This window comes from uncultured Comamonas sp., assembly GCF_964277875.1.
GTDB lineage: Bacteria > Pseudomonadota > Gammaproteobacteria > Burkholderiales > Burkholderiaceae_C > Comamonas > Comamonas sediminis.
Map to the genome: position 1 here is coordinate 1 of NZ_CAXYJV010000043.1, position 26,391 is coordinate 26,391.

Here is a 26,391-nt window from a genome sequence, read left to right on the forward strand (position 1 = left end):
TGCCTGGCGACAACGTGTCGATCACCGTCAAGCTGATCAACCCCATCGCTATGGAAGAAGGTCTGCGTTTCGCTATCCGCGAAGGCGGCCGTACCGTGGGCGCTGGCGTGGTTGCCAAGATCATTGCGTAAGTATTGATTTCGTAGGGGTATAGCTCAATTGGCAGAGCGTCGGTCTCCAAAACCGAAGGTTGTAGGTTCGATTCCTACTGCCCCTGCCACTGAATAAGTGGTCAACCAAGCCCGCCTGATTACAAGGCGGGCTTCGGCGTCTTGAGTGATGCCTATTTTCCATCTCTGAATTGTCGACATGGCTGCTACACAAGTTGAAACTGTTAGTTCTGGTGCGGACAAGCTCAAGCTGTTCGCTGTAGCTGCATTGGTCATCGCCGGTATCGCCGGCTTTTACCTGTTGGCCAAACAAGGTGCGGTTGCCCAGTGGGCCGTACTGATTGTGGCCCTGATTGCGGCGGTCACCGTTTTTCTGGTGTCTGAACCAGGTAAGCAATTTGTTGGTTTTGCCAAGGACTCCTGGCGTGAAGTCAAGAAGGTTGTCTGGCCTTCGCGTAAAGAGACGCTGCAGATGACCGCTTACGTGTTTGCGTTTGTGGTCATCATGTCTTTGTTCTTGTGGATGACTGATAAAACGCTGGAATGGGTCTTGTACGACCTGGTTCTGGGCTGGAGGAAGTAATGTCGAACACGGACGAAACAACCAACACAGGCGCTGAGGCGCCTATGAGTGCTGCTAATCCCGATCTGCGCTGGTACATCGTGCATGCCTACTCGGGCATGGAGAAGGCCGTTGAGCGCAACATCCTGGAGCGCATTCACCGCTCGGACATGCAAAGCAAGTTCGGCCGCATTCTGGTGCCTACCGAGGAAGTGGTGGAAGTGCGCAATGGTCAGAAAAAGACCACCGAGCGCCGCCTGTTCCCGGGCTATGTGTTTGTCGAGATGGTCATGGATGACGACACCTGGCACTTGGTCAAGCACACCAGCAAGGTGACGGGCTTTGTCGGCGGCGCCAAGAACCGTCCGGCGCCGATCTCCGAAGCAGAAGTTCAGAAGATCGTTCTGCAGATGGAAGAGGGCTCGGACAAGCCACGCCACAAGATCGAATTCACCGTCGGCGAATTCATCCGCGTCAAGGAAGGTCCGTTCACGGACTTCAACGGATCGGTCGAAGAAGTAAACTACGAAAAGAGTCGACTTCGCGTTTCTGTTATGATCTTTGGCCGTTCAACTCCGGTTGAGCTGGAATTTGCGCAGGTTGAAAAAACCTGATTGATTTTCATGCACTTACGGACTCGGTGCCTAAACAGAGTCTTAACCCCGGGGAGCCCGCGCTATGCAGTGCGGGCGTTTTTACCCGTAAGGAGCTATAAATGGCAAAGAAAATTGTCGGCTTCATCAAGCTGCAAGTGCCAGCTGGTAAAGCCAATCCATCGCCACCCATTGGTCCAGCGCTGGGTCAACGTGGTCTTAACATCATGGAATTCTGCAAGGCGTTCAACGCCCAGACCCAAGGTGTTGAGCCAGGTCTGCCACTGCCTGTGGTGATCACCGCTTTCGCGGACAAGAGCTTCACGTTCGTCATCAAGACCCCACCCGCAACGGTGCTGATCAAGAAGGCGATCAAGCTGGACAAGGGTTCTTCGAGCCCTCTGGCCACCAAGGTCGGCAAGATCACCCGCGCTCAGCTGGAAGAGATCGCCAAGACCAAGCTGAAGGACATGAACGCTGCTGACGTTGACGCCGCTGTGCGCACGCTGGCTGGTTCCGCCCGTTCGATGGGCGTTACGGTGGAGGGCCTCTAAGATGGCAAAGTTGACCAAGAAGCAAAAAGCCCTGCAAGGCAAGGTGGACACCACCAAGCTGTACGCATTCGCTGATGCAGTGGCGCTCGTGAAGGACGCCGCTACGGCCAAGTTTGATGAATCCATCGACGTGGCTATCCAGCTGGGCGTGGACGCCAAGAAGTCGGACCAAGTGGTTCGTGGCGCTGTCGTGCTGCCTAACGGCACCGGCAAGACCACCCGCGTGGCCGTGTTCGCACAAGGCGCCAAGGCTGAAGAAGCCAAGGCCGCTGGTGCCGATATCGTGGGTATGGACGAGCTGGCCGCGATGGTCAAGGCTGGTGACATGCCTTTCGACATCGTGATCGCTGCGCCTGACGCCATGCGTATCGTTGGTACCCTGGGTCAAATCCTGGGCCCACGCGGTCTGATGCCTAACCCCAAGGTGGGCACCGTGACTCCCGATGTCGCTACGGCTGTGAAGAACGCCAAGGCAGGTCAGGTGCAGTTCCGCGTTGACAAGGCTGGTATCGTTCACTCGACCATCGGCCGCCGTTCGTTCGAGAACGACAAGCTCCAGGGCAACCTGGCTGCGCTGATCGACGCTCTGAACAAGGCAAAGCCAGCTACCAGCAAGGGTCTGTACCTGCGCAAGGTGGCGGTGTCGTCGACGATGGGTATCGGCGTGCGCGTCGATGCACAGTCCATCGCAGCGTAATTGCTAAAAAAAATCGTCAGACCGGTGCTTGCACCGGTCTGGTGTGGTGGGCTGGCAAGGGGTTTTGAGAAAAACGCCATGCCAGGCCATCCAAGACCGTTGGTGTGATTGGATCACTTAAATCTTTTTGCCAACGCAGATGGCGATCCCGCTGCAGATGGATGAATTTCCAAAACAGTTGGTCGCTGCAACAAGAGCGCGCATGAGGGGCTCGCCCCGATTTGCGCATTTGAAGGAGTAGACCTTGAGTCTGAATCGCAGTGAGAAAGAAGCGGTCATCAATGAAGTGACCAGCCTCGCCGCTAAAGCTCAAACGCTTGTGTTCGCGGAATACCGCGGCATCACGGTCGCTGACATGACGAAGCTGCGTGTGGAAGCACGCAAGCAAGGCGTGACGCTGAGTGTTCTGAAGAACACCCTGGCTCGTCGCGCTGTTGCTGGTAGCAGCTTTGAAGTGGTGGCTGACCAGATGACCGGCCCGCTGATCTACGGTTTCTCTGAAGATGCAATCGCCGCCGCCAAGGTGGTGGCCGATTTCGCGAAGACCAACGACAAGTTGGTGATTCGCGGTGGTGCATTCGAAGGAAAGGCGTTGGACGCTAACAGCGTTAAGCAACTGGCAAGCGTGCCTTCCAAGGAAGTGCTGCTGGCCCAATTGTGTGGCTTGCTCATGTCGCCAATCTCGCGTACGGCCGTTGTGCTGGGCGCACTGGCGGCCAAAAAGGGCGAAGGCGCAGAAGTCGCCGAAGCCGCTGCAGCTTAAGCGCGGCAAAACCAACCGATATATTTAGGAAATCAAAATGGCATTCGATAAAGACGCATTCTTGACCTCCCTGGACAGCATGACTGTTCTGGAACTGAACGACCTGGTCAAGGCAATTGAAGAAAAGTTTGGCGTGAGCGCTGCTGCTATGGCCGCTCCTGCTGCTGGTGGTGGCGGTGGCGCTGCTGCTGCTGAAGAAAAGACCGAGTTCAACCTGGTGCTGCTGGAAGCCGGCGCTAACAAGGTTGGCGTGATCAAGGCCGTGCGTGAAATCACCGGTCTGGGTCTGAAGGAAGCCAAGGACATGGTCGACGGCGCTCCTAAGGTTCTGAAGGAAGCTATGCCTAAGGCTGACGCTGACGCAGCTGCCAAGAAGCTGACCGAAGCTGGTGCAAAGGCTGAACTCAAGTAATTGAGGGCTTTTTCAAGGCTGGAGTACCCGAAAAGGTGCTCCAGCCTTTGGCGCTTCTGGAATCTCGTTCGCTAGAGCACACCAAAAACTGGCCGTAGATGGCTGATTTTTAGTGTTTTCTAACATCCGACACTAGAAAACCCCTTGGTTCGGGTGGTGTGCAATGCACCACCGTCTGCCATGGTTGGTAGTGGCCAACCCACCAAGCTGCAACCCCGTCACAGGGGTGTCGTCGAAGACCCAGGACTCATGTCTTTGCCCGGAGATCTCATGGCCTATTCTTACACCGAACGCAAGCGAATCCGCAAAAGTTTCGGCAGCCGCGATAGCGTGCTCGAAGTGCCTTACCTGCTGCAAATGCAAAAAGATGCTTACACCGCATTTTTGCAAGCAGACTCGGCCCCCAAAAAGCGTACTGATGAAGGCTTGCAAGCTGCCTTCAACTCGGCTTTCCCCATCGTCTCGCACAACGGTTTTGTGGAGATGAAGTTTGTCGAGTACAACCTCGCCAGGCCCGCTTTCGACGTGCGTGAATGCCAGACCCGTGGTCTGACCTTCTCGTCCGCTGTGCGCGCCAAGGTGCAGTTGATCATCTATGACCGTGAATCCTCCACGCCCCAGTCCAAGGTGGTCAAGGAAGTGAAGGAGCAGGAAGTCTACATGGGCGAAGTGCCCCTGATGACGGACAAAGGTTCATTCATTGTCAATGGCACCGAGCGTGTGATCGTTTCGCAGCTGCACCGCTCGCCAGGTGTGTTCTTTGAACACGACAAGGGCAAGACGCACAGCTCGGGCAAGCTGCTGTTCTCGGCACGCATCATCCCTTACCGCGGCTCCTGGCTGGACTTCGAGTTCGACCCCAAGGACCTGCTGTTCTTCCGTGTGGACCGCCGCCGCAAGATGCCGGTGTCGATTCTGCTCAAGGCCATCGGCATGACGCCCGAGTCCATCCTGGCGACGTTCTACGAGAACGACAACTTCCGCCTGATGGACAGCGGCGCGCAAATGGAATTTGTGGCTGACCGCCTCAAGGGTGAAGTCGCGCGCTTTGACATCACCGACAAGTCGGGCAAGGTGGTCGTGGCCAAGGACAAGCGCATCACCGCGCGCCACACCCGCGAGATGGAGCAATCGGGCACCAAGTTCATCAGCGTGCCTGAAGACTTCCTGCTCGGCCGCGTCGCTGCCAAGAACATCGTTGACCCTGACACCGGTGAAATCATCGCCAAGGCCAACGAAGAGATGACCGAAGCGCTGCTCAAAAAGCTGCGCTCCGCCGGCATCCAGGATCTGGCTTGCATCTACACCAACGAACTGAGCCACGGCGCCTACATCTCGCAGACCCTGCGCACCGATGAAACCGCTGACGAGTTCGCGGCACGCGTTGCCATCTACCGCATGATGCGCCCTGGTGAGCCTCCCACCGAGGACGCCGTGCAGGCGCTGTTCCAGCGTTTGTTCTACAACGAAGACACCTACGATCTGTCGCGTGTCGGCCGTATGAAGTTCAACGCCAAGATCGGCCGCGACACCCCGACCGGTCCCATGGTGCTGTCCAACGAAGACATCCTCGAAGTCGTGAAGATCCTGGTGGATCTGCGCAACGGCAAGGGTGAAGTCGATGACATCGACCACCTGGGCAACCGCCGCGTGCGTTGCGTGGGCGAGCTGGCCGAAAACCAGTACCGCACCGGTCTGGCACGTATCGAAAAGGCTGTGAAGGAGCGTCTGGGCCAGGCTGAGCAAGAGCCCCTGATGCCGCACGACCTGATCAACAGCAAGCCGATCTCGGCCGCCCTGAAGGAATTCTTCGGCGCCTCGCAGCTGTCGCAGTTCATGGACCAGACCAACCCGCTGGCTGAAATCACGCACAAGCGCCGTGTTTCCGCTCTGGGCCCAGGTGGTCTGACCCGCGAACGCGCAGGCTTCGAAGTGCGTGACGTGCACGTGACCCACTACGGCCGCGTCTGCCCGATCGAAACGCCTGAAGGTCCGAACATCGGTCTGATCAACTCGCTGGCTCTGTACGCGCGTCTGAACGAGTACGGTTTCATCGAAACCCCTTACCGTCGCGTGATCGACGGCAAGGTGACCGACCAGATGGACTACCTGTCGGCCATCGAAGAAGGCAAGTACGTGATCGCGCAGGCCAATGCCGAGCTCGACGCCGAAGGCCGCCTGACCGGTGACCTGGTCTCTGCCCGTGAAAACGGTGAATCGACCCTGCTGTCCGCCGAGCGCGTGCAGTACATGGACGTGTCGCCCGCACAGATCGTGTCGGTGGCTGCGTCGCTGATTCCGTTCCTGGAACACGATGACGCGAACCGCGCATTGATGGGTGCCAACATGTCGCGCCAGGCCGTGCCTGTGCTGCGCCCTGAAAAGCCCATGGTCGGTACCGGTATCGAGCGCGTTGCTGCGGTCGACTCGGGCACCGTCGTGACGGCCACCCGTGGCGGTATCGTCGACTACGTGGACGCGACCCGTATCGTGATCCGTGTGAACGACGAAGAAGCCGTGGCCGGTGAAGTGGGTGTGGACATCTACAACCTCATCAAGTACCAGCGTTCCAACCAGAACACCAACATCCACCAGCGTCCTGTGGTTCGCCGCGGCGACAAGCTGGCCAAGGGTGATGTGATTGCGGACGGCGCATCGACCGACCTGGGCGAAATCGCCATTGGTCAGAACATGCTGATCGCCTTCATGACCTGGAACGGCTACAACTTCGAAGACTCGATCCTGATCTCCGAACGCGTGGTCGCGGAAGACCGCTACACCTCGATCCACATCGAGGAACTGGTGGTGATGGCCCGCGACACCAAGCTCGGTGCCGAGGAAATCACGCGCGACATCCCGAACCTGTCCGAGCAGCAACTCAACCGTCTGGACGAGTCCGGCATCATCTACGTGGGTGCAGAAGTGCAACCTGGCGATGTGCTGGTGGGCAAGGTCACGCCAAAGGGCGAGACCACGCTGACCCCGGAAGAGAAGCTGCTGCGTGCCATCTTCGGCGAGAAGGCGTCCGACGTGAAGGACACCTCGCTGCGCGTGGACCAGGGCTCGCAAGGTACCGTGATCGATGTGCAGGTCTTCACCCGTGAAGGCATCCAGCGCGACAAGCGCGCCCAGCAGATCATCGACGACGAACTCAAGCGTTTCCGTCTGGACCTGAACGACCAGCTGCGTATTGTGGAAGCCGATGCGTTTGACCGTATCGCCAAGCTGCTCAACGGCCGCGTGGCCAATGGCGGCCCGCAAAAGCTGGCCAAGGGCACCAAGATCGACAAGGCCTATCTGGACGGCGTGGAGAAGTTCCACTGGTTCGATATCCGCCCAGCCGAAGACGACGTCGCAGCCCAGCTGGAGTCCATCAAGAACTCCATCGAGCAGCAACGCCACAACTTCGACCTGGCTTTCGAAGAAAAGCGCAAGAAGCTCACGCAAGGCGACGAGCTGCCTGCTGGCGTGCTCAAGATGGTCAAGGTCTACCTGGCCGTCAAGCGCCGTCTGCAGCCTGGCGACAAGATGGCCGGCCGTCACGGTAACAAGGGTGTGGTCTCCAAGATTGTGCCGGTGGAAGACATGCCTTTCATGGCCGATGGCACCACCGCCGACATCGTGCTGAACCCGCTGGGCGTGCCTTCGCGCATGAACATCGGTCAGGTGCTGGAAGTCCACCTGGGCTGGGCCGGCAAGGGCCTGGGCCAGCGTATCGGTGACATGCTGCAGGCCGAAGCCCGTGCCGCTGAAGTGCGCTCCTTCCTGGAAGAGGTGTACAACAGCCGCGGCCGCAAGGAAGACCTCAAGCAACTGTCCGATGAGCAGATCATGTTCATGGCGGAGAACCTGAAGAACGGCGTGCCTTTCGCAACGCCCGTGTTCGACGGTGCTTCCGAGCAGGAAATCAAGGACATGCTCAAGCTGGCGTACCCGGATGACATCCAGGCACGCAAGGGTCTGACCGAGCCACGCACCCAGGCTTACCTGTATGACGGCCGCACCGGTGAGCGCTTCGAGCGCCCCACCACCATCGGCTACATGCACTACCTGAAGCTGCACCACTTGGTCGACGACAAGATGCACGCCCGCTCCACCGGTCCTTACTCGCTGGTGACGCAACAACCTCTGGGCGGTAAGGCCCAGTTCGGTGGTCAGCGTTTCGGTGAAATGGAAGTGTGGGCGCTGGAAGCGTATGGCGCCGCCTATGTGCTGCAGGAAATGCTGACCGTGAAGTCCGATGACGTGGTGGGCCGTACCAAGGTGTACGAATCCATCGTCAAGGGCGAACACGCCATCGAAGCCGGCATGCCGGAGTCGTTCAATGTGCTGGTCAAGGAAATCCGTTCCCTGGGCCTGGACATCGAACTGGAACGTTCTTAATTGAAGGGGGAAAGAGTCTATGAAATCGCTACTCGACCTGTTCAAACAATTTACGCCTGATGAGCATTTCGATGCCATCAAAATCGGCCTGGCTTCGCCCGAAAAGATCCGCTCGTGGTCTTTCGGCGAAGTGAAGAAGCCCGAGACCATCAACTACCGTACCTTCAAGCCCGAGCGCGATGGTCTGTTCTGCGCCAAGATCTTTGGCCCGATCAAGGACTACGAATGCCTGTGCGGCAAGTACAAGCGCTTGAAGCACCGCGGTGTGATCTGCGAGAAGTGCGGCGTTGAAGTCACGCAGACCAAGGTGCGCCGCGAGCGCATGGGTCACATCGACCTGGCCGCGCCTTGCGCCCATATCTGGTTCCTCAAGTCCCTGCCTTCGCGCCTGGGCCTGGTGCTGGACATGACCTTGCGCGACATCGAACGCGTGCTGTACTTCGAAGCCTATGTGGTGACCGACCCCGGCATGACCCCGCTGAAGAAGTTCAGCATCATGTCGGAAGACGAGTACGACAAGAACGTCGAAGAGTACGGTGATGAATTCGTGGCCAAGATGGGCGCCGAAGGCATCAAGGACCTGCTCGAAGGCATCGAGATCGATGCGGAAATCGAGCGCCTGCGCAACGACCTGACCGGCTCCGAAGTCAAGGTCAAGAAGAACGCCAAGCGCCTGAAGCTGCTCGAAGCGTTCAAGAAGTCCGGCATCAAGCCCGGTTGGATGGTGATGGAAGTGCTGCCTGTGCTGCCTCCCGATCTGCGTCCACTGGTGCCGCTGGACGGCGGCCGCTTTGCGACCTCCGACCTGAACGACCTGTACCGCCGCGTCATCAACCGTAACTCGCGTCTGCGCCGCCTGCTGGAGCTGAAGGCTCCAGAGATCATTGCCCGCAATGAAAAGCGCATGCTGCAAGAAGCGGTCGACTCGCTGCTGGACAACGGCCGCCGTGGCAAGGCCATGACCGGCGCGAACAAGCGTGCCCTCAAGTCGCTGGCCGACATGATCAAGGGCAAGAGCGGTCGTTTCCGCCAGAACTTGCTGGGCAAGCGCGTCGACTACTCCGGTCGTTCCGTGATTACCGTGGGCCCAACGCTCAAGCTGCACCAGTGCGGTCTGCCCAAGCTGATGGCGCTGGAGCTGTTCAAGCCTTTCATCTTCGCGCAGCTCGAAGCGCGTGGCATCGCCACGACCATCAAGGCCGCCAAGAAGGAAGTGGAAACCGGCACCCCCGTGGTGTGGGACATCCTGGAAGAGGTGATCCGCGAGCATCCGATCATGCTCAACCGCGCACCTACGCTGCACCGTCTGGGTATCCAGGCGTTCGAGCCTATCCTGATCGAAGGCAAGGCCCTGCAACTGCACCCGCTGGTTTGCGCGGCATTCAACGCTGACTTCGACGGTGACCAGATGGCTGTTCACGTGCCGCTGTCGGTGGAAGCACAGATGGAAGCCCGCACCCTGATGCTGGCCTCCAACAACGTGCTGTTCCCCGCTTCGGGCGAACCCTCGATCGTTCCTTCTCAGGACGTGGTGCTGGGCCTGTACCAGGCCACCCGCGAGAAGATCAACGGCAAGGGCGAAGGCATGGTGTTCTCCGACATCGGCGAAGTGCAACGCGCACTGGATGCCGAGCAAGTCGAGCGCGCCACCAAGATCAGCGTGCGTCTGACCGAGTGGAACAAGAACAAGGCCTCCGGTGAGTTCGAGCCGACGACCAAGCTGGTGGAAACCACCGTTGGCCGTGCCCTGCTGTCCGAGATTCTGCCCAAGGGTATGCCTTTCTCTTCGATCAACAAGACGTTGAAGAAGAAGGAAATCTCCAAGCTGATCAACATCTCGTTCCGCAAGTGCGGTCTGAAGGAAACCGTGGTGTTCGCCGACAAGCTGCTGCAAAACGGCTTCCGTCTGGCAACGCGCTCCGGTATCTCGATCGCCATCGGCGACATGCTGGTGCCACCGCAAAAGGCCGAGATCATCGCCCGCTCCGAAGCGGAAGTGAAGGAAATCGAGCAGCAGTACGTCTCCGGTCTGGTCACCGCTGGCGAGCGCTACAACAAGGTGGTGGACATCTGGGGCAAGGCCGGTGACGAAGTCTCCAAGGTCATGATGGCCCAGCTGGCCAAGGAAAAGGTCATTGACCGCCATGGCAAGGAAGTCGATCAGGAATCGTTCAACGCGATTTACATGATGGCCGACTCCGGCGCCCGTGGCTCGGCCGCACAGATCCGCCAGCTGGCGGGTATGCGTGGTCTGATGGCCAAGCCTGACGGCTCGATCATCGAGACCCCCATCACGGCGAACTTCCGTGAAGGTCTGAACGTGTTGCAGTACTTCATCTCCACCCACGGTGCCCGTAAGGGTCTGGCGGATACGGCGTTGAAGACGGCCAACTCCGGCTACCTGACGCGCCGTCTGGTGGACGTGACGCAGGATCTGGTCATCACCGAGCTCGACTGCGGCACGCACAACGGCACGTTGATGCGCGCTGTGGTCGAAGGCGGTGAAGTGATCGAGTCGCTGCGCGACCGTATCCTGGGCCGTACCGCTGCGGACGAAGTGCTGCACCCTGAGACCCGCGCCCTGTTGGCCAAGGCTGGCGATCTGTTCGACGAAGACCTGATCGAAGAGCTGGAAGCTGCTGGTGTGGACGAAGTGAAGGTGCGCACGGCACTGACCTGCGAAACCCGCTTCGGTCTGTGCGCCACCTGCTACGGCCGCGACCTGGGCCGTGGCGGCCTGATCAACCTCGGCGAAGCCGTCGGTGTGATCGCTGCCCAGTCCATCGGTGAGCCTGGCACGCAGCTGACCATGCGTACGTTCCACATCGGTGGTGCGGCGTCGCGTGCGGCAGTGGCCTCCAGCGTGGAAGCCAAGTCCAACGGTATCGTGGGCTTCAATCCACAGATGCGCTATGTGACCAACAACAAGGGCGAACTGGTCGTGATTTCCCGCTCCGGCGAAATCGTGATCCAGGACGAGTACGGCCGCGAGCGTGAGCGTCACAAGATGCCTTACGGTGCAACGCTGTCGATCAAGCCTGATCAGCAGATCAAGGCAGGTACCGTGTTGGCCAACTGGGATCCGCTGACCCGCCCGATCATTACCGAATACGCCGGTCAGGTGAAGTTTGAGAATGTCGAAGAAGGTCTGACGGTGGCCAAGCAGGTCGACGAAGTGACCGGTCTGTCCACCCTGGTGGTGATCGATCCGAAGCACCGTGGCTCTGCCAAGGTGGTGCGTCCGCAGGTCAAGCTGGCAGATGCCAACGGCCAGGAAGTCAAGATTCCTGGTACCGACCACGCGGTGACGATCGGCTTCCAGGTCGGCGCTCTGCTGCAGGTGCGCGATGGCCAGGAAGTGGGCCCCGGCGAAGTGCTGGCCCGTATCCCGATGGAAGGCCAGAAGACCCGCGACATTACCGGTGGTCTGCCACGTGTGGCCGAACTGTTCGAAGCCCGTACGCCGAAGGACAAGGGCGCGCTGGCCGAGATGACCGGTACCGTGTCCTACGGTAAGGAAACCAAGGGCAAGGTGCGCCTGCAGATCACCGATCTGGAAGGCAAGGTCTGGGAAGAGCTGGTTCCCAAGGAACGCAACATCCTGGTGCACGAAGGCCAGGTGGTCAACAAGGGCGAGCTGATCGTCGACGGCCCAGCCGATCCGCAGGACATCCTGCGCCTGCTGGGTATCGAAGAGCTCTCGCGCTACATCGTGGACGAAGTGCAGGACGTGTACCGCTTGCAGGGCGTGAAGATCAACGACAAGCACATCGAGGTGATCGTTCGCCAGATGCTGCGCCGCGTGGTCATCGAAGCCCCGGGTGATACCTCCTACATCCAGGGTGAGCAGGTCGAGCGCTCCGAAGTGCTCAACACCAACGAAGCTGCACTGCGCGATGGCAAGATCCCTGCGGTCTACTCCAACGTGTTGCTGGGTATCACCAAGGCTTCGCTGTCGACCGACTCCTTCATCTCGGCCGCTTCCTTCCAGGAAACGACCCGCGTGCTGACCGAGGCTGCCATCATGGGCAAGCGCGACGAGCTGCGTGGCCTGAAGGAAAACGTCATCGTGGGTCGTCTGATCCCCGCTGGTACCGGTCTGGCTTACCACCAGGCGCGCAAGGCCAAGGACGAAATGGACGAGGCCGAGCGCCGCGCGATTGCCGATGCGGAAGCGGCCGAGCTGGCCGGTGTGTCCGAAGAAGCCGCTGCGGACACCGCTGCAGACCCTGCTGCTGACTAAGCCGCCGCTGCCTGACTGGTGCAAGCCAGTCAGGTCCGGCGTGGACCGTCAGCACCTGCCTTGACCAGGTTCTTTGCAAGACCCGTAATTTCGCGCCGCGGAATTACGGGTTTTTTATTGCCTCACTTCCGGCTCGCCCCGATGATGGCCCTGTGCCAAGCCCCCAACCGCCCGCGCATCCGGCGCCGGGCCGGGCGTTTAGCACAGTGTCTTTACCAGGCCCGCTCTGCCCGCGCAGAGGCTGCCTGGGGCATATCGATTAGTATTCCTTTTGTACCGCAGCGGCACCCAGGCCTTTGTACTCCCCCGGCATGAACCCATCTTCCCGTCCACGACAACCCTCCCGGGCCGCCACGGCAGCCACCCCCAACCCAGGCCCCAGCCTGTCCGCCCAGCTGGTGGCGGTGGCGCGCGCCTTGCAGGAAGTGCGCCAGGGCCAATCGGCCCGTGCCGTGCTGGGCGGCGTAGAGCCCGCGCTGCGCGCCGGCGTGCAGGCCCTGTTGATGGATGTGCTGCGCGTGCTGGGCACCGCAGAAGCCGTGCGTGCCGAGCTGGCCCCGCGCAAGCCCGCCAGCGCGGTCGATGCCCTGCTGTGCACGGCGCTGGCACTGTTGTTGCCCGAGGTGCCGCGCTACGACGCGTTCACCGTCGTGAACCAGGCGGTGGATGCCGCCAAGAAGCGCTCGGCCACCAAGTCGCAATCGGCGTTCATCAACGGCTGCCTGCGCAGCTTCCTGCGTGAGCGCGATGATCTGCTGCGTGCCGTGGCACAGGAGCCGGTGGCGCAATTCAACCACCCGCAGTGGTGGCTCAAGCGTCTGCAGCAGGACTATCCGCAGGACTGGCAGGCCATCGTGGCCGCCAACAATGCACAGGCCCCGATGGCCTTGCGCGTGAACCTGCAGCGCTGCAGCCGCGCCGGCTACCTGGCGCTGCTCGACGACGCGGGCATCGAGGCCGTTGTCGGCGTCGGTGAGGCCGGCCTGGTGCTGGCGCGTGGGGTGCCGGTCGATCAGCTGCCGCAGTTTGCGCAAGGCTGGGTGTCGGTGCAGGACAGCGCCGCCCAGATGGCCGCGCCGCTGCTGCTCGATGGCTTGCAGCCGCACGATGGCCGCGCACTGCATGTGCTCGATGCCTGCGCCGCACCCGGCGGCAAGACAGCGCATCTGCTGGAGTGCGCCACGGCCCAGCGGCCCATCGACATGGTGGCGCTGGAGATCGACGCCAAGCGCGCCGAACGCATTGGTGACACCTTGGCGCGGCTGGCGTTGCAGGCCGATGTGGTGGTGGCCAGCGGCAGCGACGTGCCCAGCTGGCTGCCGGCGGTGCAGGCGCGCCACGGAATGCAGCAATTTGATGCAATTTTGTTGGACGCGCCGTGCTCGGCCTCCGGCATCGTCCGCCGCCAGCCCGATGTGCGCTGGCTGCGCCGCTCCACCGACATTGCGCAGCTCGCGGAGATCCAGCGCACGTTGCTGGAGGCGCTGTGGCCGCTGGTCGTTCCTGGCGGCCGGCTGCTGTACTGCACCTGTTCGGTCTTCCATGAGGAGGGCGAGGACCAGGTGGCGCAGTTCCTCGGCCGCCATGCGGATGCCCAACGGCTGCCGGCGCCAGGGCATTTGTTGCCACAGTTGCGCGAGCCCGGTCACAATAGCCTGGGCAGCTTGGCGCGCGACCACGACGGTTTCTACTACGCGCTGCTGCACAAGCCGCCTCGTTGAGCCCGTCCGTATGCGATTGATCCACCACTTTCTTCTTGCGCTGGTGCTGTGCTTTGCTGCAGCGGTGCCGGCCATCGCGTCGGACCATGAGAAAAAGGTCGAGCTGCAGCTGGTGCGCAATGCCGAGGGCGCCTTTGCCACCGTGGCGCTGCAGTTTGCGCTGCCCGACCAGATCGACGATGCATTGAACAAGGGCGTAGCGCTGTACTTTGTGCAGGAGGCCGAGATCATCTCCGAGCGCTGGTACTGGCGCGACAAGACCGTCAAGAAAACCGCCCGCTACCTGCGCGTGAGCTACCAGCCGCTGACGCGGCGCTGGCGCCTGCATGTCTCCAGCATGCCGCTGACCGATGCCGCTGCGGTGACATCGCTGGGCCAGAGTTTTGACAGCCTCGACGAGGTGATGCTGGTGGTCAAGCGCGTGCGCAACTGGAAGATCGCCAGCGCCGACGAACTCTCCAGCGACGTGGACTACCTCGTCAAGTTCAATTTCAGGCTCGACAGCAGCCAGTTGCCGCGCATCTTCCAGTTCGCGCCGTTCAGCAATGACGGCCTGAACCTGCAGATCAAAAGCCAGCTGCCGCTGCCGGAGGCAAGCGCGCCGTGAAAATCGAAAAGACATCGTCGATGCGCGTGGCCTACACGCCCAGCCGCGCGCGCTGGTCGGTGATCGTGGGCCTGTCGGCCATGATCGGCATTGGCCTGGTGCTGCTCTTCTTGCTGTCTTTCGCCACCAACAATCGGGTGCTGTACGAGCGCTACTACGGCGTGCTGCTGGGGGTCAACATCGGGGTCGCCTGCGTGCTCAGCATGGTGGTGCTCTGGGGCGTGGCCATCCTGGTGCGGCGCCTGATGGCGCGCCGCTTTGGCAGCAAGCTGCTGCTCAAGCTGGCGGCCACCTTTGCGCTGGTCGGCGTGCTGCCCGGCGTCGTGATCTATTTCGTCTCCTACCAGTTCGTCTCGCGCTCCATCGAGAGCTGGTTCGATGTGAAGGTCGAAGGCGCGCTCGACGCCGGGGTCAACCTGGCACGCATCACGCTCGATACCACCTCCACCGCGATGGCCGAGCGCACCCGCACGGCGAGCAGCCAGCTGTCCCAGATATCGGATGCCGCTTCCGGCCTGGTGCTCGAACGCATCAAGGACCAGCTGGGCGCCGACGACGTGGTGCTGTGGTCAGCCAACTCCCAGGCGATTGCCAGCACCGGCCAGTCGCGCTTTGTGCTGAACCCCGAAAAGCCCTCGGCCGCATTGCTGCGTACCGCCACCCAGCAGCAGCGCGCATTTCAGATCGATGGTCTCGAAGAGGTGGCCGACATCAATGGCGCGATCACCGGCGACCCCTCCAAGGTGCGCGTCAAGACGCTGGTGCAGGTGGCCAATGGCGACGTGGGGGTGATCCCCGACGGCCGGTTTCTGCAGGCCACGATGCCGCTGCCCGCGGCCCTGGTCGTCAACGCGCTGAAAGTGCAGGAAGCCAACCGCGAATACCAGGAGCGCGCGCTGGCACGGGATGGCCTGCGCCGCATGTACATCGGCACCTTGACCCTGAGCCTGTTCCTGGCCGTGTTCGGCGCCGTGGTGCTGGCAGCCTTGCTCGGCAACCAGCTGGTGCGCCCGCTTTTGGTGCTGGCCGAGGGCGTGCGCGAGGTGGCATCGGGCAATCTGCGGCCCAAACCGGTGCTGCCCAGCAAGGACGAGCTGAGCGGCCTGACCCGCTCCTTTGCCGAGATGACGCAGCAGCTGCTCGATGCCCGCCGCGCGGTGGAGCGCGGCATGCGCCAGACCGACGAGGCGCGCCAGAGCCTGCAGACCATTCTGGACAACCTGACGGCCGGCGTCATCGTGCTCGATGCCCAGGGCGTGATCCACTCCAGCAACCCCGGCGCCACGCGCATCCTGCGGGCCCCGCTGGCTGCCTTCGAGGGCCGTCCGCTGCGGGATCTGCCCGGCCTGCAGGCGTTTGCGCAGGCGGTGGACCAGCAGTTTGCCCGCCTGCACGATGTGACCGACGAGCACTACCTGGACCACTGGCAGCAGCCCTATGAACTGCATGGCGACAGCCAGCTGCCCAACCAGAACAGCATCAACCTGGTGGCGCGCGGCGCGACCTTGCCCGACAACCGCCGCCTGCTGGTGTTCGACGACATCTCCGAAATCGTCTCGGCGCAGCGCGCCCAGGCCTGGGGCGAGGTCGCCCGCCGTCTGGCCCACGAGATCAAGAACCCGCTGACACCGATCCAGCTGTCTGCCGAGCGGCTGGAGATCAAGCTGGCCCACAAGCTCGAAGGCCAGGACCAGGCGATTTTGAAAAAGTCTGTGACCACCATCGTCGACCAGGTCGATGCGATGAAGCGGCTGGTCAACGAGTTCCGCGACTACGCGCGCCTGCCCGCCGCCGAGCTGCAGGCCGTGGACCTCAATGCGCTGGTGATGGACGTGCTGCATCTGTATGGCGCGGAAAATGCTGTGATCCCTGTGGAGGCAGAGCTGGACAGCGCGGCTCCACGTATCATGGGCGATGCACAGCAGTTGCGGCAGGTCATCCACAACTTGCTGCAAAATGCGCAGGATGCAACGCAGCAGGCCTGGGTGGGCAACGAGACATCGGCACCGGCGGTGCGGATCTCCACGCGGTTCAGCAGCAGCAGCAAGCGGGTGCGTTTGACAATTGCTGACTGCGGTTGCGGTTTTCCAGAACATATATTACAAAAGGCGTTTGAGCCCTACGTGACGACCAAGCCCCGGGGCACGGGCTTGGGCCTGGCCGTCGTCAAGAAAATTGCGGACGAGCATGGCGCTCGCGTAGAAATCTCTAATCGAGTCGAGGGGGAAAAAATCTTAGGTGCCCAAGTGTCGTTATCATTCGCTATCGAAAAAGAAGTGATGATTTAAAATAACTCTCACACCTGTTGCACTGGATTTTCAAAAAATATGGCAAATATTCTGGTTGTCGATGACGAATTGGGAATTCGGGACCTCCTGTCGGAGATCCTGAACGATGAGGGCCACAGCGTGGACGTTGCGGAGAACGCCACGCAGGCGCGTTTGGCCCGCAACGAAAGCGGCTACGACCTGGTGCTGCTCGACATCTGGATGCCCGACACCGATGGCGTGTCGCTGCTCAAGGAGTGGTCGATGACCGGCCTGCTGACCATGCCCGTGATCATGATGAGTGGCCACGCCACCATTGATACGGCGGTGGAAGCAACGCGCATTGGCGCGTTCTCTTTTTTGGAAAAGCCCATCACGATGCAGAAGCTGCTCAAGGCCGTCGAGCAGGGCCTGCAGCGCAATGTGCCGGCACCCGCCGCCGCGCCACCGGCTGCCGCTGCGCCGGGCAAGCTGGCGCCGTCTTTCACGCCGACCGGCTACAGCGCCCCGGTGGTTGCCAGCGTGGCCAACGCCGCCTCGGCCGATGCTGCGCCCAACGCCCACCAGGGCTTTGACCTGGACCGGCCGCTGCGCGAAGCCCGCGACGGTTTCGAGAAGGCCTATTTCGAATTCCACCTGGCGCGCGAAGGCGGCTCGATGACCCGCGTGGCAGAGAAGACCGGCCTGGAGCGCACCCACCTGTACCGCAAGCTGCGCCAGCTGGGCGTGGACCTGACGCGCAATAAAAAGCACTGATTTCAGTTTTTTGAAAACGGGCGCTTTTTTTCGGGCTATAATTTCACTCGTGGGCCCGGTAGCTCAGTTGGTAGAGCAGCGGATTGAAAATCCGCGTGTCCGTGGTTCGATTCCGCGCCAGGCCACCAAAACAACAAGCCTCTGCATCAGATATGGTGCAGAGGCTTTCTTGTATGTGCAAGGCATCGGATGCGCAGCAATTGCCCCCAAGTTGCCGGCCAGGCTCTCCGCTCAGGCTATAATGCTAGCTTGTGTTGGCCCGGTAGCTCAGTTGGTAGAGCAGCGGATTGAAAATCCGCGTGTCCGTGGTTCGATTCCGCGCCAGGCCACCAAACGCATTCTGAAGCCCATCCTCTGCGATGGGCTTTTTTGCGTCTAGGGGCTGCGTCTTTGGGCCCGTGGTGCGGATCCGTCTGCCGCGGACAGCAGCGCCTGCTTGAGCCCCGCCGGGAACAGTGACGGGCCGCCTGGCATATCCAGCGCAGCCACGTCCCACCAGCGTGCCGTGCAGACGCTGCCGCTGTTTTCGCGAAAGCGGATGTTATCCAGATGTGCGAAGCGTGCTGCATCAAACACCACCTCGGCGATGAACAGCACCTCATGGCCAACGGCCCCGTGGTGGCGGTAGATGTTCTCCATCACGAGGGGCGGGCCTGGAACTTCCACCTCGACCTCCAGCTCCTCGATGAACTCGCGTTTGAGCGCATCCTGCCAGCGCTCGCCAAACTCCACGCTGCCGCCCAGAGGGCGCACCCCTGTCAGACGGCCTTCGTCATCGGCGACCTCGGCGGCCAGCAGTTTGCCATTGCGCCAGTGCAGGCCAAGGGCCTTGACTTTGATGTGCTGGGGTGGTCGCCAGGAGGTCATGGCCATACTTATCTCTACATTCGGGTTGCTTGCGTTAGATGCTTGCGCTGAAGCTGGCGCTCGCTCGTCATCTGTCCGACTGGACTTCAACGATTCAGGCGATCTCTGCCAGCCAATGTGCCAGCGCCTTGGCACGCTTGTTTTTGCTCATCGTTCCCAGAGACAACAAGAGCAGGGCAGCGTCGTCATCCTCGCAGTACAGATAGGCAAGCGGCACCTGCAATGCTTCGGCAATCAGCCGTGCCGTTTTGACGGGAGGCTCATGCGTACCCAGCTCATAGCGGCTGATGCGCGCACGGCTTGCAGATTCATCAATGCCTATCAGTACGCCGACTTTTTCTTGCGACCAGCCCAAGTCTTCCCGCCGGGCTCGCATGCGGCGGCCCAGGATGGTTGAAGTGGGAGAGAGGGCAGAAGGCATGTCACGAGTCTCGTGACTTTGTGGTAAGCTGTCGTCACGAAAGACGTGACATGGGGCGGCTTCAAAAGGATCCTTTCAGGAGCAATCTCAAAGGTGAGTATTGGAAGAAATGAAACTGCAGCAACCGGGGCATGGCGCCGTAGCTCTGCACTGCAGGGATGCGATGTGCCTCTCTCCACAAGGGTTGAGACCGGGCCTTCGGTCAATCCCCAGGCAAACGCAAGCGCTCACAAAGCTGCTGGACGATACCGGTGACAAAGGCACGGTCCGACGGTTTCAACTCGGACAGCCATGCGCTGATGCGCATGGCCTGGTCATCGGGGGCGGTGGAGCTGTGGGCCAGCAGGTCGCCAATGCTGACCCGCAGTACCGACGCGAGGTTCTCCAGCGTATGCAGTGACGGGGCGGATGCACCGCGCTCAAAGCGGCTGATGGTCTCCGGCTCCACATGCAGCCGTTCTGCCAATTGCGCCTGGGTCCACCGGCGCGACTTGCGCAGCTCGGCAATGCGTTGCCCCAAGAGTTGGGCCAAAGGCTGCTCGGCCAGCTTCTTGTTGATCATATCTGTCTAGTTAAAATCCAACAGATATGGTTGTGTGTGGAGCGGAAAGGGGCCAGAATTCAATTTGTGGAATCCAATGTAATTTCACTATATTCGGGGCCGAGGCCGACATGCGCGCTGCGATCGGGATCCGCGGGCGCAAGGCCACGGTTGCACATCGTCAACCCCACCGTACCGGAGGACTCAACACCATGCCGCATGCCCCGCAACATCGCCACAGCAGCCTGGCCCCTGAAATGCAGGGGCGTAAGGAGCTGGCGCGCCCACGCAGCGTTGCAGCGGCCATGCCGACTGCGGCCGTGCCCTCTGCTGCGCGCCGCCGGTTGGGCCGCAACCAGCTCGGCATTTGCCTGCTGTTTTTTGCCGAAGGTCTGCTGGGCCTGTGGGTGGTGGGATGGCCGGCGCTGAGCCTGTGCATTTTGGGAACGCTGTACCTGGCCAGCACCGCCAGGCGCAAGGAAACAGCGCAGCGCAGAGCCGCTGGCACCAGCCCCTGACGCCTGCCGGAACGCGCAAGCGGCACGGGCGCGCCGGGCGGGCAGGGCCTGCTGACATGCGACCGACTGTATAAGACATGTCAACAAATCTCATCTGACCCCTCTGTGTAATATTTTGCAAGGCCAAGGCGATACGATGGTTACAGATGACTACATCCCCCTCCATCCTGCCCGTCCAGGCGGACCGGCCCCTGCAAGATCTGCTGCCACCCGATCTGTGGAAGCTGCTGGCCAGACACGACATCACGACGGTGGACCAGGTCGTGGCGCTGTACCCCGCTAAATTGCTGAAGATCCACTACCTGGGGCCGGTGCGTTTCCGGCAGATCGAAGAGCTGCTCTTCCCCGGCCGGCGCTACGAGCCCCCGGTGCCTCCCCCGATCGAGACCGAGGACTTGGAAGGCACGTCGCTCGAAGGGCTGGTCTCCCGCCGCGTGCTGATCACACTGCGGCGCAATGGCATCAAGACCGTGCAGCAACTGGTGGCCGCCTATCCACGGCGGCTGGTGGACATCACCGGCTTTGGCATCAAGGCGCTGCGGGAAGTGGAGACCGTCTTCTTTGATGGCCAGCGGTTTGAGCCAATGAAATCCCGAAAGACAATCCAAAACACCATTAAGCGAGGATGATTATGATCTCATCCATATGGCAAATGGTTCTGCGCCTCCCCCTTCGACTCCGTTAGACGGAAAGTTGCCTGCCTCGGTCATCCGGATCCTGGCGCGCAACGGGATAGAGAGCGTAGAGGCCGTGCGCAAGGCCTACCCGCAGCAGCTGCTGACGCTCAAAGGTATCGGCTTGCTGAGGTTGCGCAAAATTGAAAAGGCGTTCTTCCCGGGCCACGCCTACATGCCGTCGCATACCCTGGCGGTGCTTCCTTTTGTGTCGGGTTCCTGTCTCAATGGATCGCTGCCGGTGGCCATCGTGCGCGCACTGGCACGCGGCGGCATCACCACCCCGGAGCAGCTGCGAGCGGCCTATCCCGTGGATCTGCTGAAGATCCGCTCGCTGGGCGAAGGCTCGCTGCGCGAGATCGAGCGGGTCTTCTTTCCCGGCCAGCATTACGAGCCGCCCGGCAACACCAAGATCCGTTAGGGGCGGCCCGCAGCAGCGGCAGGCCGGAGGGGATGGACGTCAGACATCAGAGCGTCTGCAATGCGGCGCAGCGCATCGCTGTCTGGCTGGTCACGCGTCGGTGGCCTGGCCCGGCGGCCGCTGCCGAGCAGTCCGCGCGCGGGCGCCCGGCGCCGTGGATGTACACAGCGGGCCCTCCGTTATCAGAGGAGTGGAAGGCCGTTTGGCAACACCTTGGCCACTTGGGCATCCCTGGGCACCTGAAGACCTGCCGTTACCGCGCAAAGTGCAAACCTTGGCTCAAAACCAAAGGCCCGGGCCTGGCGCCATGCCAAACCCGGGCCCCGGCTGGAGTGGTGGTTCGTGGTCAGCCGCGGTGGCTGTGACCGGTTCAGCGCTGCTGCTTGCGGCGCATCGCCAGCATGCCCAGCAGCGCCAGGGTGGCGGCCATCAGCAGCAGCTTGACGGTATCGAGCGTAGGCACCGCTGCCGGTGTTGCAGGGGCCGTGCGCACCAGTGTGTTGACAAAGGAGGCCGTGTTGCCGGTGGCCGCGGTCACCAGGCTCACCGGCGCAGGCAGGGTCGTGCTCCACGCATAATCCGCAGGGGCCGGCGGCATCGCTGCATTCTCACTGACGGTGCAGCTGGCGCCCTGGGGTACGTTGGTGATCGCGATCGCGCCGGCATTGCTGCCGCTCAAGCTGACGGTCGTGTTGAAGCTGCCATCGGCGCCGCAGTTGGCGGTGAAGCTGAAGCTGCCGCTCACCCCTGCAGCCGGGCCACCGGCCACGGTCTTGCTGATCGTGATGTCGGTGTTGGCGCGCGCGAGGGTGTTGACCAGTTGCGCGGTGTTGGTGGCCGGGGGCGCTGCCATCGTGACCGTCGTGCTCGGCGCCGGGTCTTCGACCCAGAGGTGGTTGGCAGGGGCGGCAGGGCGGGTGCCTTCGGCCACCACGCAGCTGCCGCTGGAGATCACTGGTGTGACCGAGACGCTGCCCGTTGTTGCGGTGTTCAGCGTGATGCTGGCGTTGATCGCCGGTGCGGCCACACCATCGGTGCCGGTGCAGACCACCGAGACCGGGAAGCTGGTGCCGGTCAGATCGACGGGCGTGACGTTGGCAGGCCAGACCACCTGCTTGGCAATCGCGAGTTGCGCGGCATGGCAGGCGAGGGTGGCAGTGGCGGGCGTATTGACCTGGCCGGTCGGCGATACGAAGTCGGTGCCTGGGGTGATGGTGTTGGTGACCGAGGGCGTGTCGATGCAAGCCTGGCGGCCGGCCACGGTGTTGGGCCAGACGACCGGCACGGTGATGGTGCAGCCGCCCGACGGAATCGTGAAGGCGCTGTTGCTGACCACGTTCGAGCCGGGTGACGCACTGAGGCTGTTGGCGGTGCAGGTGCTGCCCACGGTGCCGGTGCCCACCACCAGCGGTGCGGGCAGGTTGTCGGTCAGGTTGACGTTGCTGATGTCGGTGGGCGTGCCGTTGGACAGCGTGATCGTGAGCGCTGCCGTGTTGTCGCTGCCACCCAGATGGAGATCGGTCTTGTCAAAGCTCTTGCTGATCTTGGGCAGGCCGCAGGCGCCATTCTCCGAGGTGGCGGCATTCAGAAACGCAGGAGCCACCTTGGTTTTGTTGGCGTTCCAGGGGTCGCCGATGAAAGGAGAGATGTCCACCACGGCAAAAACACAGGCGCCCTTGCCGGCGTTCGATTGGGCAGTGGGAATCAGCAGGCCGTATACGTTGTTGGTGGGCGTGGCGCCTGGCGCCGGGAAACTGGCTGGAGGGGTGCCGGAGGCCAGGTACAGCGCATTGCTTGCAGGCACCTTGTTGATATAGGTGATATAGCCGCCCGCGAAAGGGTTCAGCGCACTGAAGGAGGTCGCAAAGGGAGAGTTGGTGTTCAGCGGAAAGGAGGCAATCGCATTCAGCTGGCTGCCCAGCTCGAATGCAGAGCCCGTGCCCCCATTGAGCGCAGCCACCAGTCTGCCGCCGTTGCCGCCGTTCTCCGCCTCACAGCAGCCATCGATAAAGAAAACGATGGAATTGGCCCAGCGGTTGGCGACGGCGCTTTGCAGTACTGCCCAGTTGGTGGGGTCGATCGGCTTGTAGGTAGCCGCGACAATCACGATGTCATAGGGCGAGCCCGATGCTGCGGTGAAGGTGGCCTGCGAGATGGCGTTGGGATTGCCCAGCTCCGACAACCTGGTGAGATCGCTGGGATTGGCCAGCGCGCTGGCAAATTCGTTTTGCAGATTCTCGTAGGCGCCGACGGCGTCAGGTTTTTCTGGATTGGGGTCAGTGACATTGGTGGTCAGCAGCAGCACCTTTTGCGCAAAGGCATGCTGTGCGCCGAGACACAGGAGGAAGGCGGCGATCAGCAGCCGGAAAAACATCAATGGATGGGTCATTTCTCTTCCCGTTGGGTCTGGTTGGTCCACGAGGCGCGCAAGCGAGTCTCCGTCCCCGAAGGTAACCAGTATCGTTTATTTGTATCAATATGCATCATAACCAGGGCGTAAAAATCCCCCTACGAGCAACTGCTGCAGGCCGGATGGGCGCACAGAGCTGCTGTTATGAATTGAGACTTCGAATAAAAATGTACCGTCGATTGATGAATTGATATGTCTGTTTTTTGGGCAGAACGGCGTCGCCCAGGCAAACAATTGTCATCCACGGGTGCAGCAGGGTGCTGCAGGGTGCAGCGCCCGGTGTGGCGCTCTGGTGCTATTAAATACAGAGCGTCAGCGGCACAGAATGGCGCAGAGCAGGCATGGTGCCTGGTGCATGCGCCTCTGCCCCTGCGCAGCGGCCAGCGGGTGGCCGCGCTGCGTCAAAACTCCAGGTTGTCGATCAAGCGCGTGCTGCCCAGGCGCGCGGCGCCGAGCACCACGAGCGCAGCGCTGGCCGCCTCGCTGGCGTCAGGTGCCAACAGGTTGTGGCGCTGGCGCACGGTCAGGTAGTCGGGCTCCCAGCCCTGGGCACGCAGCGACTGCATGGCCTCCGCTTCCAGCGCAGGCAGGTTGTGCGGCGCGTTGCGGGCGGCGCGGGCCAGTGCCTGCAGCGCCCGGGACAGGGCCATGGCCTGCTGGCGCTCGGCCGCGCTCAGGTAGCCATTGCGCGAACTCAGCGCCAGGCCATCGCCGGCGCGGGCGGTAGGGCAGCCGATGATCTCGATGGGCAGCGCAAACTGCGCCACCATGCGGCGGATGACCATCAGCTGCTGGTAGTCCTTCCAGCCAAAGATGGCCGCGCCCCCGCCGGTGGTGGCAAACACGCCACTGAACAGCTTCATCACGACGGTGCAGACCCCTGTGAAAAAACCGGGCCGGAACGCGCCTTCCAGAATGTCGGCGAGTGCCGGGTCGGGCTGCACCTTGAACAGCTGCGGCTCGGGGTACAGGTCCTTCTCGCGCGGTGCGAACAGGATGTCGCAGCCGGCCTCCTGCAGCTGGGCGCAGTCGCTCTCCCAGGTGCGCGGATAGCTGTCGAAGTCTTCGGTGGGCAGGAACTGCAGGCGGTTGACGAAGATGCTCGCCACCGTCACCGCGCCGTGGCGTTTGGCCTCGTGCACCAGAGAGATATGGCCCGCATGCAGATTGCCCATCGTGGGCACGAAGGCGGGCCGGCCGCGCCCGGCCAGCGCTTGTCGAAGTTCTGCGATGCTGTGGGTGACTTGCATGGGAGGCAGGGGCGAGCGGGCGCCAGCGGTAGTGCAGGGAGCGCAGAGCATAGCAGCAGTGCAAAAGTCTGTGTATGGGCCTATCAGTACAAGCTATGGTTTGCCCGTAGTCGCCGCATGCGCTTGCCCTATAATTTTCCCGTCGCGGCGCACAAGCATGGTTCACAGGTTCTTGCAGCGCACGCCTGGGTCAGCCGGCTCCGTGTCAGGCCAGTCGCATTTGGGCCTCTGTTCCCGCAAGGGGGCAGAGGCTTTTCCCTTTTTTTACCGGCACCTTGTCTGCATTCTGCGCAGTCTGCATGCCTTGTTTTTTCGTCCGATTCCCCCGTCGGACCTGGTCTTTATGTCATCTGCACCCGCCATCCTGGGCATTGATTTCGGCACCTCCAACTCCGCCATGGCGTTCAAGCCCGACCTGGCTGCGCCCGGACCGTCCACGCTCTTGCAGGCCGAGGGCGCCTCGCAAGCGATGCCGACGGCCGTGTTCTTCAACACCGAGGACCACAGCACCCACTATGGGCGCGACGCGGTATCGCGCTATCTGGAAGGCACCGAAGGCCGGCTGATGCGCTCGCTCAAAAGCCTGCTGGGCAGCGCGCTGATGCAGGAGAAGACGGTGGTGCATGGCAAGCTGGTCGCGTACCAGGACATCGTGGCGCTTTTTGTGCAGCAGCTGGCCGCCACCGCCGAGCGCCAGATTGGCCGTCTGCCCAGCACCGTGGTCATGGGCCGGCCCGTGCATTTTGTCGACGAGGACGCCGGGCGCGACCAGGCCGCGCAAACCGCGCTGCAGCTGGCCGCGCAGGCAGCGGGCTTCCAGGATGTGCGCTTTCAGCTCGAACCGATTGCGGCAGCGCTGGACTATGAGCAGCGCATCGCCCATGAAGCGCTGGTGCTGGTGGTCGACATTGGCGGAGGTACCTCGGACTTCACCGTGGTGCGCCTGGGCCCGCAGCGCCGCAACAAGCCCGAGCGCAGCAGCGACATCCTCGCCACCACCGGCGTGCACATTGGCGGCACCGACTTTGACCGGCGCCTGAGCCTGATGGCGGCCATGCCGCTCTTGGGTCTGCAGCATGTGGGGCCCAGCGGGCGCGAGGTGCCCAGTGCGGTGTTCCATGACCTCTCCACCTGGCACCTGATCCAGTGGCTGTACAGCCCGCAGCGCCAGCGCGAGGTGCAGGCATTGCGCAGCAGCTACAGCGACACCGCGCTGCACGACCGGCTGGTGCGCTTGCTGCAAGAGCACTGGGGCCACCGCCTGGCCAATGCGGTCGAGGAGACCAAGATCGGCCTGTCGAACCAGCAGAGCGTGCAGAAGCTGGACGTCGATTGGCTGGAGCCGGGCCTGAGCCCCGAGGTCTGGCCCGCCGATCTGCAGCAGTGCCTGCAGGCTTTGCTGGCCCAGGTCGCGCAATGCGCGCTCGACTGTGTGCAGGCGGCGGGCTTGCAGCAGGGCCAGATCGATGCGATCTACCTGACGGGTGGTTCGTCGGCCTTGCAGCCGCTGCGCGCCGCGCTGGCCCAGGTTTTTCCGGACACCCCGCAGGTCGAGGGCGATCTGTTCGGTGGTGTGGCGGCGGGCCTGGTGCACGGCCAGGCGCTGTGATTTCCCCTAAGC

21 protein-coding genes, 3 tRNA genes and 1 pseudogene are annotated in these 26,391 nt (G+C 61.9%); 20 read left to right on the top strand and 5 right to left on the bottom strand.

What is annotated here, in order from left to right:
• The 16 genes and pseudogenes from ACHWUQ_RS17135 to ACHWUQ_RS17210 all read left to right on the top strand — a co-directional run.
• Positions 1 to 131, top strand: a pseudogene (locus ACHWUQ_RS17135) (elongation factor Tu); the annotation flags it as partial.
• Positions 132 to 144: 13 nt separating this feature from the next.
• Positions 145 to 220, top strand: a tRNA-Trp gene (locus ACHWUQ_RS17140).
• An 89-nt stretch (positions 221 to 309) separates the two neighbouring features.
• Entirely contained in the window at positions 310 to 693 is a 384-nt protein-coding gene (gene secE, locus ACHWUQ_RS17145) for a preprotein translocase subunit SecE (RefSeq protein ID WP_239810338.1), read from the top strand.
• Entirely contained in the window at positions 693 to 1,286 is a 594-nt protein-coding gene (gene nusG / locus ACHWUQ_RS17150; protein ID WP_021025390.1) for a transcription termination/antitermination protein NusG, read from the top strand. Before secE ends, nusG begins: the two co-directional genes overlap by 1 nt.
• 101 nt (positions 1,287 to 1,387) lie before the next feature.
• The gene (gene rplK, locus ACHWUQ_RS17155) at positions 1,388 to 1,819 is read left to right on the top strand and encodes a 50S ribosomal protein L11 (protein ID WP_312531197.1); all 432 of its coding nucleotides are present in this window, start codon (positions 1,388 to 1,390) and stop codon (positions 1,817 to 1,819) included.
• Between the two features lies 1 nt (position 1,820).
• On the top strand, positions 1,821 to 2,516 hold the full coding sequence (gene rplA, locus ACHWUQ_RS17160) for a 50S ribosomal protein L1 (RefSeq protein ID WP_239810339.1): 696 nt from the start codon (positions 1,821 to 1,823) through the stop codon (positions 2,514 to 2,516).
• A 244-nt stretch (positions 2,517 to 2,760) separates the two neighbouring features.
• Positions 2,761 to 3,279 (top strand): 50S ribosomal protein L10, encoded by a 519-nt coding sequence (gene rplJ / locus ACHWUQ_RS17165; protein ID WP_230773211.1) that lies wholly within the window; start codon positions 2,761 to 2,763, stop codon positions 3,277 to 3,279.
• Between the two features lie 37 nt (positions 3,280 to 3,316).
• A complete protein-coding gene (gene rplL, locus ACHWUQ_RS17170) occupies positions 3,317 to 3,691 on the top strand; it encodes a 50S ribosomal protein L7/L12 (protein ID WP_230773212.1) in 375 nt (124 codons plus the stop codon).
• A gap of 270 nt (positions 3,692 to 3,961) precedes the next feature.
• Positions 3,962 to 8,074, top strand: coding sequence for a DNA-directed RNA polymerase subunit beta (rpoB, locus tag ACHWUQ_RS17175; RefSeq protein WP_312836584.1), 4,113 nt, complete (start codon positions 3,962 to 3,964; stop codon positions 8,072 to 8,074).
• Positions 8,075 to 8,093: 19 nt separating this feature from the next.
• Complete coding sequence (gene rpoC, locus ACHWUQ_RS17180) at positions 8,094 to 12,317, top strand: DNA-directed RNA polymerase subunit beta' (RefSeq protein WP_239810341.1); 4,224 nt, start codon at positions 8,094 to 8,096, stop codon at positions 12,315 to 12,317.
• Positions 12,318 to 12,628: 311 nt separating this feature from the next.
• Positions 12,629 to 14,038 (top strand): 16S rRNA (cytosine(967)-C(5))-methyltransferase RsmB, encoded by a 1,410-nt coding sequence (gene rsmB, locus ACHWUQ_RS17185; RefSeq protein ID WP_312836585.1) that lies wholly within the window; start codon positions 12,629 to 12,631, stop codon positions 14,036 to 14,038.
• 10 nt (positions 14,039 to 14,048) lie between these two features.
• Positions 14,049 to 14,645: a DUF4390 domain-containing protein gene (locus ACHWUQ_RS17190; RefSeq protein ID WP_239810343.1), complete on the top strand. Its 597-nt coding sequence runs from the start codon at positions 14,049 to 14,051 to the stop codon at positions 14,643 to 14,645.
• Between the two features lie 20 nt (positions 14,646 to 14,665).
• A complete protein-coding gene (locus tag ACHWUQ_RS17195) occupies positions 14,666 to 16,933 on the top strand; it encodes an ATP-binding protein (RefSeq protein ID WP_239812826.1) in 2,268 nt (755 codons plus the stop codon).
• A gap of 39 nt (positions 16,934 to 16,972) precedes the next feature.
• Complete coding sequence (locus ACHWUQ_RS17200) at positions 16,973 to 17,668, top strand: response regulator (protein WP_239810344.1); 696 nt, start codon at positions 16,973 to 16,975, stop codon at positions 17,666 to 17,668.
• Between the two features lie 52 nt (positions 17,669 to 17,720).
• Positions 17,721 to 17,796, top strand: a tRNA-Phe gene (locus ACHWUQ_RS17205).
• A gap of 128 nt (positions 17,797 to 17,924) precedes the next feature.
• Positions 17,925 to 18,000 (top strand) — tRNA-Phe (locus ACHWUQ_RS17210).
• A 43-nt stretch (positions 18,001 to 18,043) separates the two neighbouring features.
• Here the strand turns inward: ACHWUQ_RS17210 and ACHWUQ_RS17215 are convergent.
• From ACHWUQ_RS17215 to ACHWUQ_RS17225, 3 genes are all read right to left on the bottom strand, one after another.
• Positions 18,044 to 18,535, bottom strand: a complete 492-nt coding sequence (locus ACHWUQ_RS17215; RefSeq protein ID WP_394681865.1) for an NUDIX hydrolase — start codon at positions 18,533 to 18,535, stop codon at positions 18,044 to 18,046.
• A 94-nt stretch (positions 18,536 to 18,629) separates the two neighbouring features.
• Positions 18,630 to 18,956: a helix-turn-helix domain-containing protein gene (locus ACHWUQ_RS17220; protein WP_239810346.1), complete on the bottom strand. Its 327-nt coding sequence runs from the start codon at positions 18,954 to 18,956 to the stop codon at positions 18,630 to 18,632.
• A gap of 202 nt (positions 18,957 to 19,158) precedes the next feature.
• Positions 19,159 to 19,518, bottom strand: coding sequence for a helix-turn-helix transcriptional regulator (locus ACHWUQ_RS17225; RefSeq protein ID WP_312836589.1), 360 nt, complete (start codon positions 19,516 to 19,518; stop codon positions 19,159 to 19,161).
• A 191-nt stretch (positions 19,519 to 19,709) separates the two neighbouring features.
• On the opposite strand from ACHWUQ_RS17225, the gene ACHWUQ_RS17230 reads away from it, so the two are divergent.
• The 3 genes from ACHWUQ_RS17230 (at position 19,710) to ACHWUQ_RS17240 (ending at position 21,110) form a co-directional block, all read left to right on the top strand.
• The gene (locus ACHWUQ_RS17230; RefSeq protein ID WP_394681866.1) at positions 19,710 to 20,015 is read left to right on the top strand and encodes a hypothetical protein; all 306 of its coding nucleotides are present in this window, start codon (positions 19,710 to 19,712) and stop codon (positions 20,013 to 20,015) included.
• A 146-nt stretch (positions 20,016 to 20,161) separates the two neighbouring features.
• Positions 20,162 to 20,644 (top strand): DNA-directed RNA polymerase subunit alpha C-terminal domain-containing protein, encoded by a 483-nt coding sequence (locus ACHWUQ_RS17235; RefSeq protein WP_394681867.1) that lies wholly within the window; start codon positions 20,162 to 20,164, stop codon positions 20,642 to 20,644.
• Positions 20,645 to 20,708: 64 nt separating this feature from the next.
• A complete protein-coding gene (locus ACHWUQ_RS17240; RefSeq protein WP_394681868.1) occupies positions 20,709 to 21,110 on the top strand; it encodes a helix-hairpin-helix domain-containing protein in 402 nt (133 codons plus the stop codon).
• A gap of 370 nt (positions 21,111 to 21,480) precedes the next feature.
• On the opposite strand, the gene ACHWUQ_RS17245 is transcribed toward ACHWUQ_RS17240, so the two are convergent.
• Together ACHWUQ_RS17245 and panC are read right to left on the bottom strand one after the other, a co-directional pair.
• Positions 21,481 to 23,499, bottom strand: coding sequence for a DUF5979 domain-containing protein (locus ACHWUQ_RS17245; RefSeq protein WP_394681869.1), 2,019 nt, complete (start codon positions 23,497 to 23,499; stop codon positions 21,481 to 21,483).
• Positions 23,500 to 23,921: 422 nt separating this feature from the next.
• Positions 23,922 to 24,770, bottom strand: coding sequence for a pantoate--beta-alanine ligase (gene panC, locus ACHWUQ_RS17250; protein ID WP_239810352.1), 849 nt, complete (start codon positions 24,768 to 24,770; stop codon positions 23,922 to 23,924).
• Positions 24,771 to 25,113: 343 nt separating this feature from the next.
• Between panC and ACHWUQ_RS17255 the strand changes: the two genes are divergently transcribed.
• Positions 25,114 to 26,379, top strand: coding sequence for an Hsp70 family protein (locus ACHWUQ_RS17255; RefSeq protein WP_369461294.1), 1,266 nt, complete (start codon positions 25,114 to 25,116; stop codon positions 26,377 to 26,379).
• The last annotated feature ends 12 nt before the right edge of the window (positions 26,380 to 26,391 follow it).

Excerpts from the sequence above, each read along its gene's own strand:
- nusG (WP_021025390.1), top strand. The coding sequence starts at position 693 with ATGTCGAACACGGACGAAACAACCAACACAGGCGCTGAGGCGCCTATG.
- ACHWUQ_RS17200 (WP_239810344.1), top strand. The coding sequence starts at position 16,973 with ATGGCAAATATTCTGGTTGTCGATGACGAATTGGGAATTCGGGACCTC.
- ACHWUQ_RS17235 (WP_394681867.1), top strand. The coding sequence starts at position 20,162 with ATGACTACATCCCCCTCCATCCTGCCCGTCCAGGCGGACCGGCCCCTG.
- ACHWUQ_RS17255 (WP_369461294.1), top strand. The coding sequence starts at position 25,114 with ATGTCATCTGCACCCGCCATCCTGGGCATTGATTTCGGCACCTCCAAC.
- ACHWUQ_RS17245 (WP_394681869.1), bottom strand. The coding sequence starts at position 23,499 with ATGACCCATCCATTGATGTTTTTCCGGCTGCTGATCGCCGCCTTCCTC.
- panC (WP_239810352.1), bottom strand. The coding sequence starts at position 24,770 with ATGCAAGTCACCCACAGCATCGCAGAACTTCGACAAGCGCTGGCCGGG.
- rpoB (WP_312836584.1), top strand. The coding sequence starts at position 3,962 with ATGGCCTATTCTTACACCGAACGCAAGCGAATCCGCAAAAGTTTCGGC.
- secE (WP_239810338.1), top strand. The coding sequence starts at position 310 with ATGGCTGCTACACAAGTTGAAACTGTTAGTTCTGGTGCGGACAAGCTC.
- ACHWUQ_RS17190 (WP_239810343.1), top strand. The coding sequence starts at position 14,049 with ATGCGATTGATCCACCACTTTCTTCTTGCGCTGGTGCTGTGCTTTGCT.
- rplA (WP_239810339.1), top strand. The coding sequence starts at position 1,821 with ATGGCAAAGTTGACCAAGAAGCAAAAAGCCCTGCAAGGCAAGGTGGAC.
- rplK (WP_312531197.1), top strand. The coding sequence starts at position 1,388 with ATGGCAAAGAAAATTGTCGGCTTCATCAAGCTGCAAGTGCCAGCTGGT.
- rpoC (WP_239810341.1), top strand. The coding sequence starts at position 8,094 with ATGAAATCGCTACTCGACCTGTTCAAACAATTTACGCCTGATGAGCAT.
- ACHWUQ_RS17225 (WP_312836589.1), bottom strand. The coding sequence starts at position 19,518 with ATGATCAACAAGAAGCTGGCCGAGCAGCCTTTGGCCCAACTCTTGGGG.
- rplL (WP_230773212.1), top strand. The coding sequence starts at position 3,317 with ATGGCATTCGATAAAGACGCATTCTTGACCTCCCTGGACAGCATGACT.
- ACHWUQ_RS17215 (WP_394681865.1), bottom strand. The coding sequence starts at position 18,535 with ATGACCTCCTGGCGACCACCCCAGCACATCAAAGTCAAGGCCCTTGGC.
- rsmB (WP_312836585.1), top strand. The coding sequence starts at position 12,629 with ATGAACCCATCTTCCCGTCCACGACAACCCTCCCGGGCCGCCACGGCA.
- ACHWUQ_RS17195 (WP_239812826.1), top strand. The coding sequence starts at position 14,666 with ATGCGCGTGGCCTACACGCCCAGCCGCGCGCGCTGGTCGGTGATCGTG.
- ACHWUQ_RS17230 (WP_394681866.1), top strand. The coding sequence starts at position 19,710 with ATGCCGCATGCCCCGCAACATCGCCACAGCAGCCTGGCCCCTGAAATG.
- ACHWUQ_RS17220 (WP_239810346.1), bottom strand. The coding sequence starts at position 18,956 with ATGCCTTCTGCCCTCTCTCCCACTTCAACCATCCTGGGCCGCCGCATG.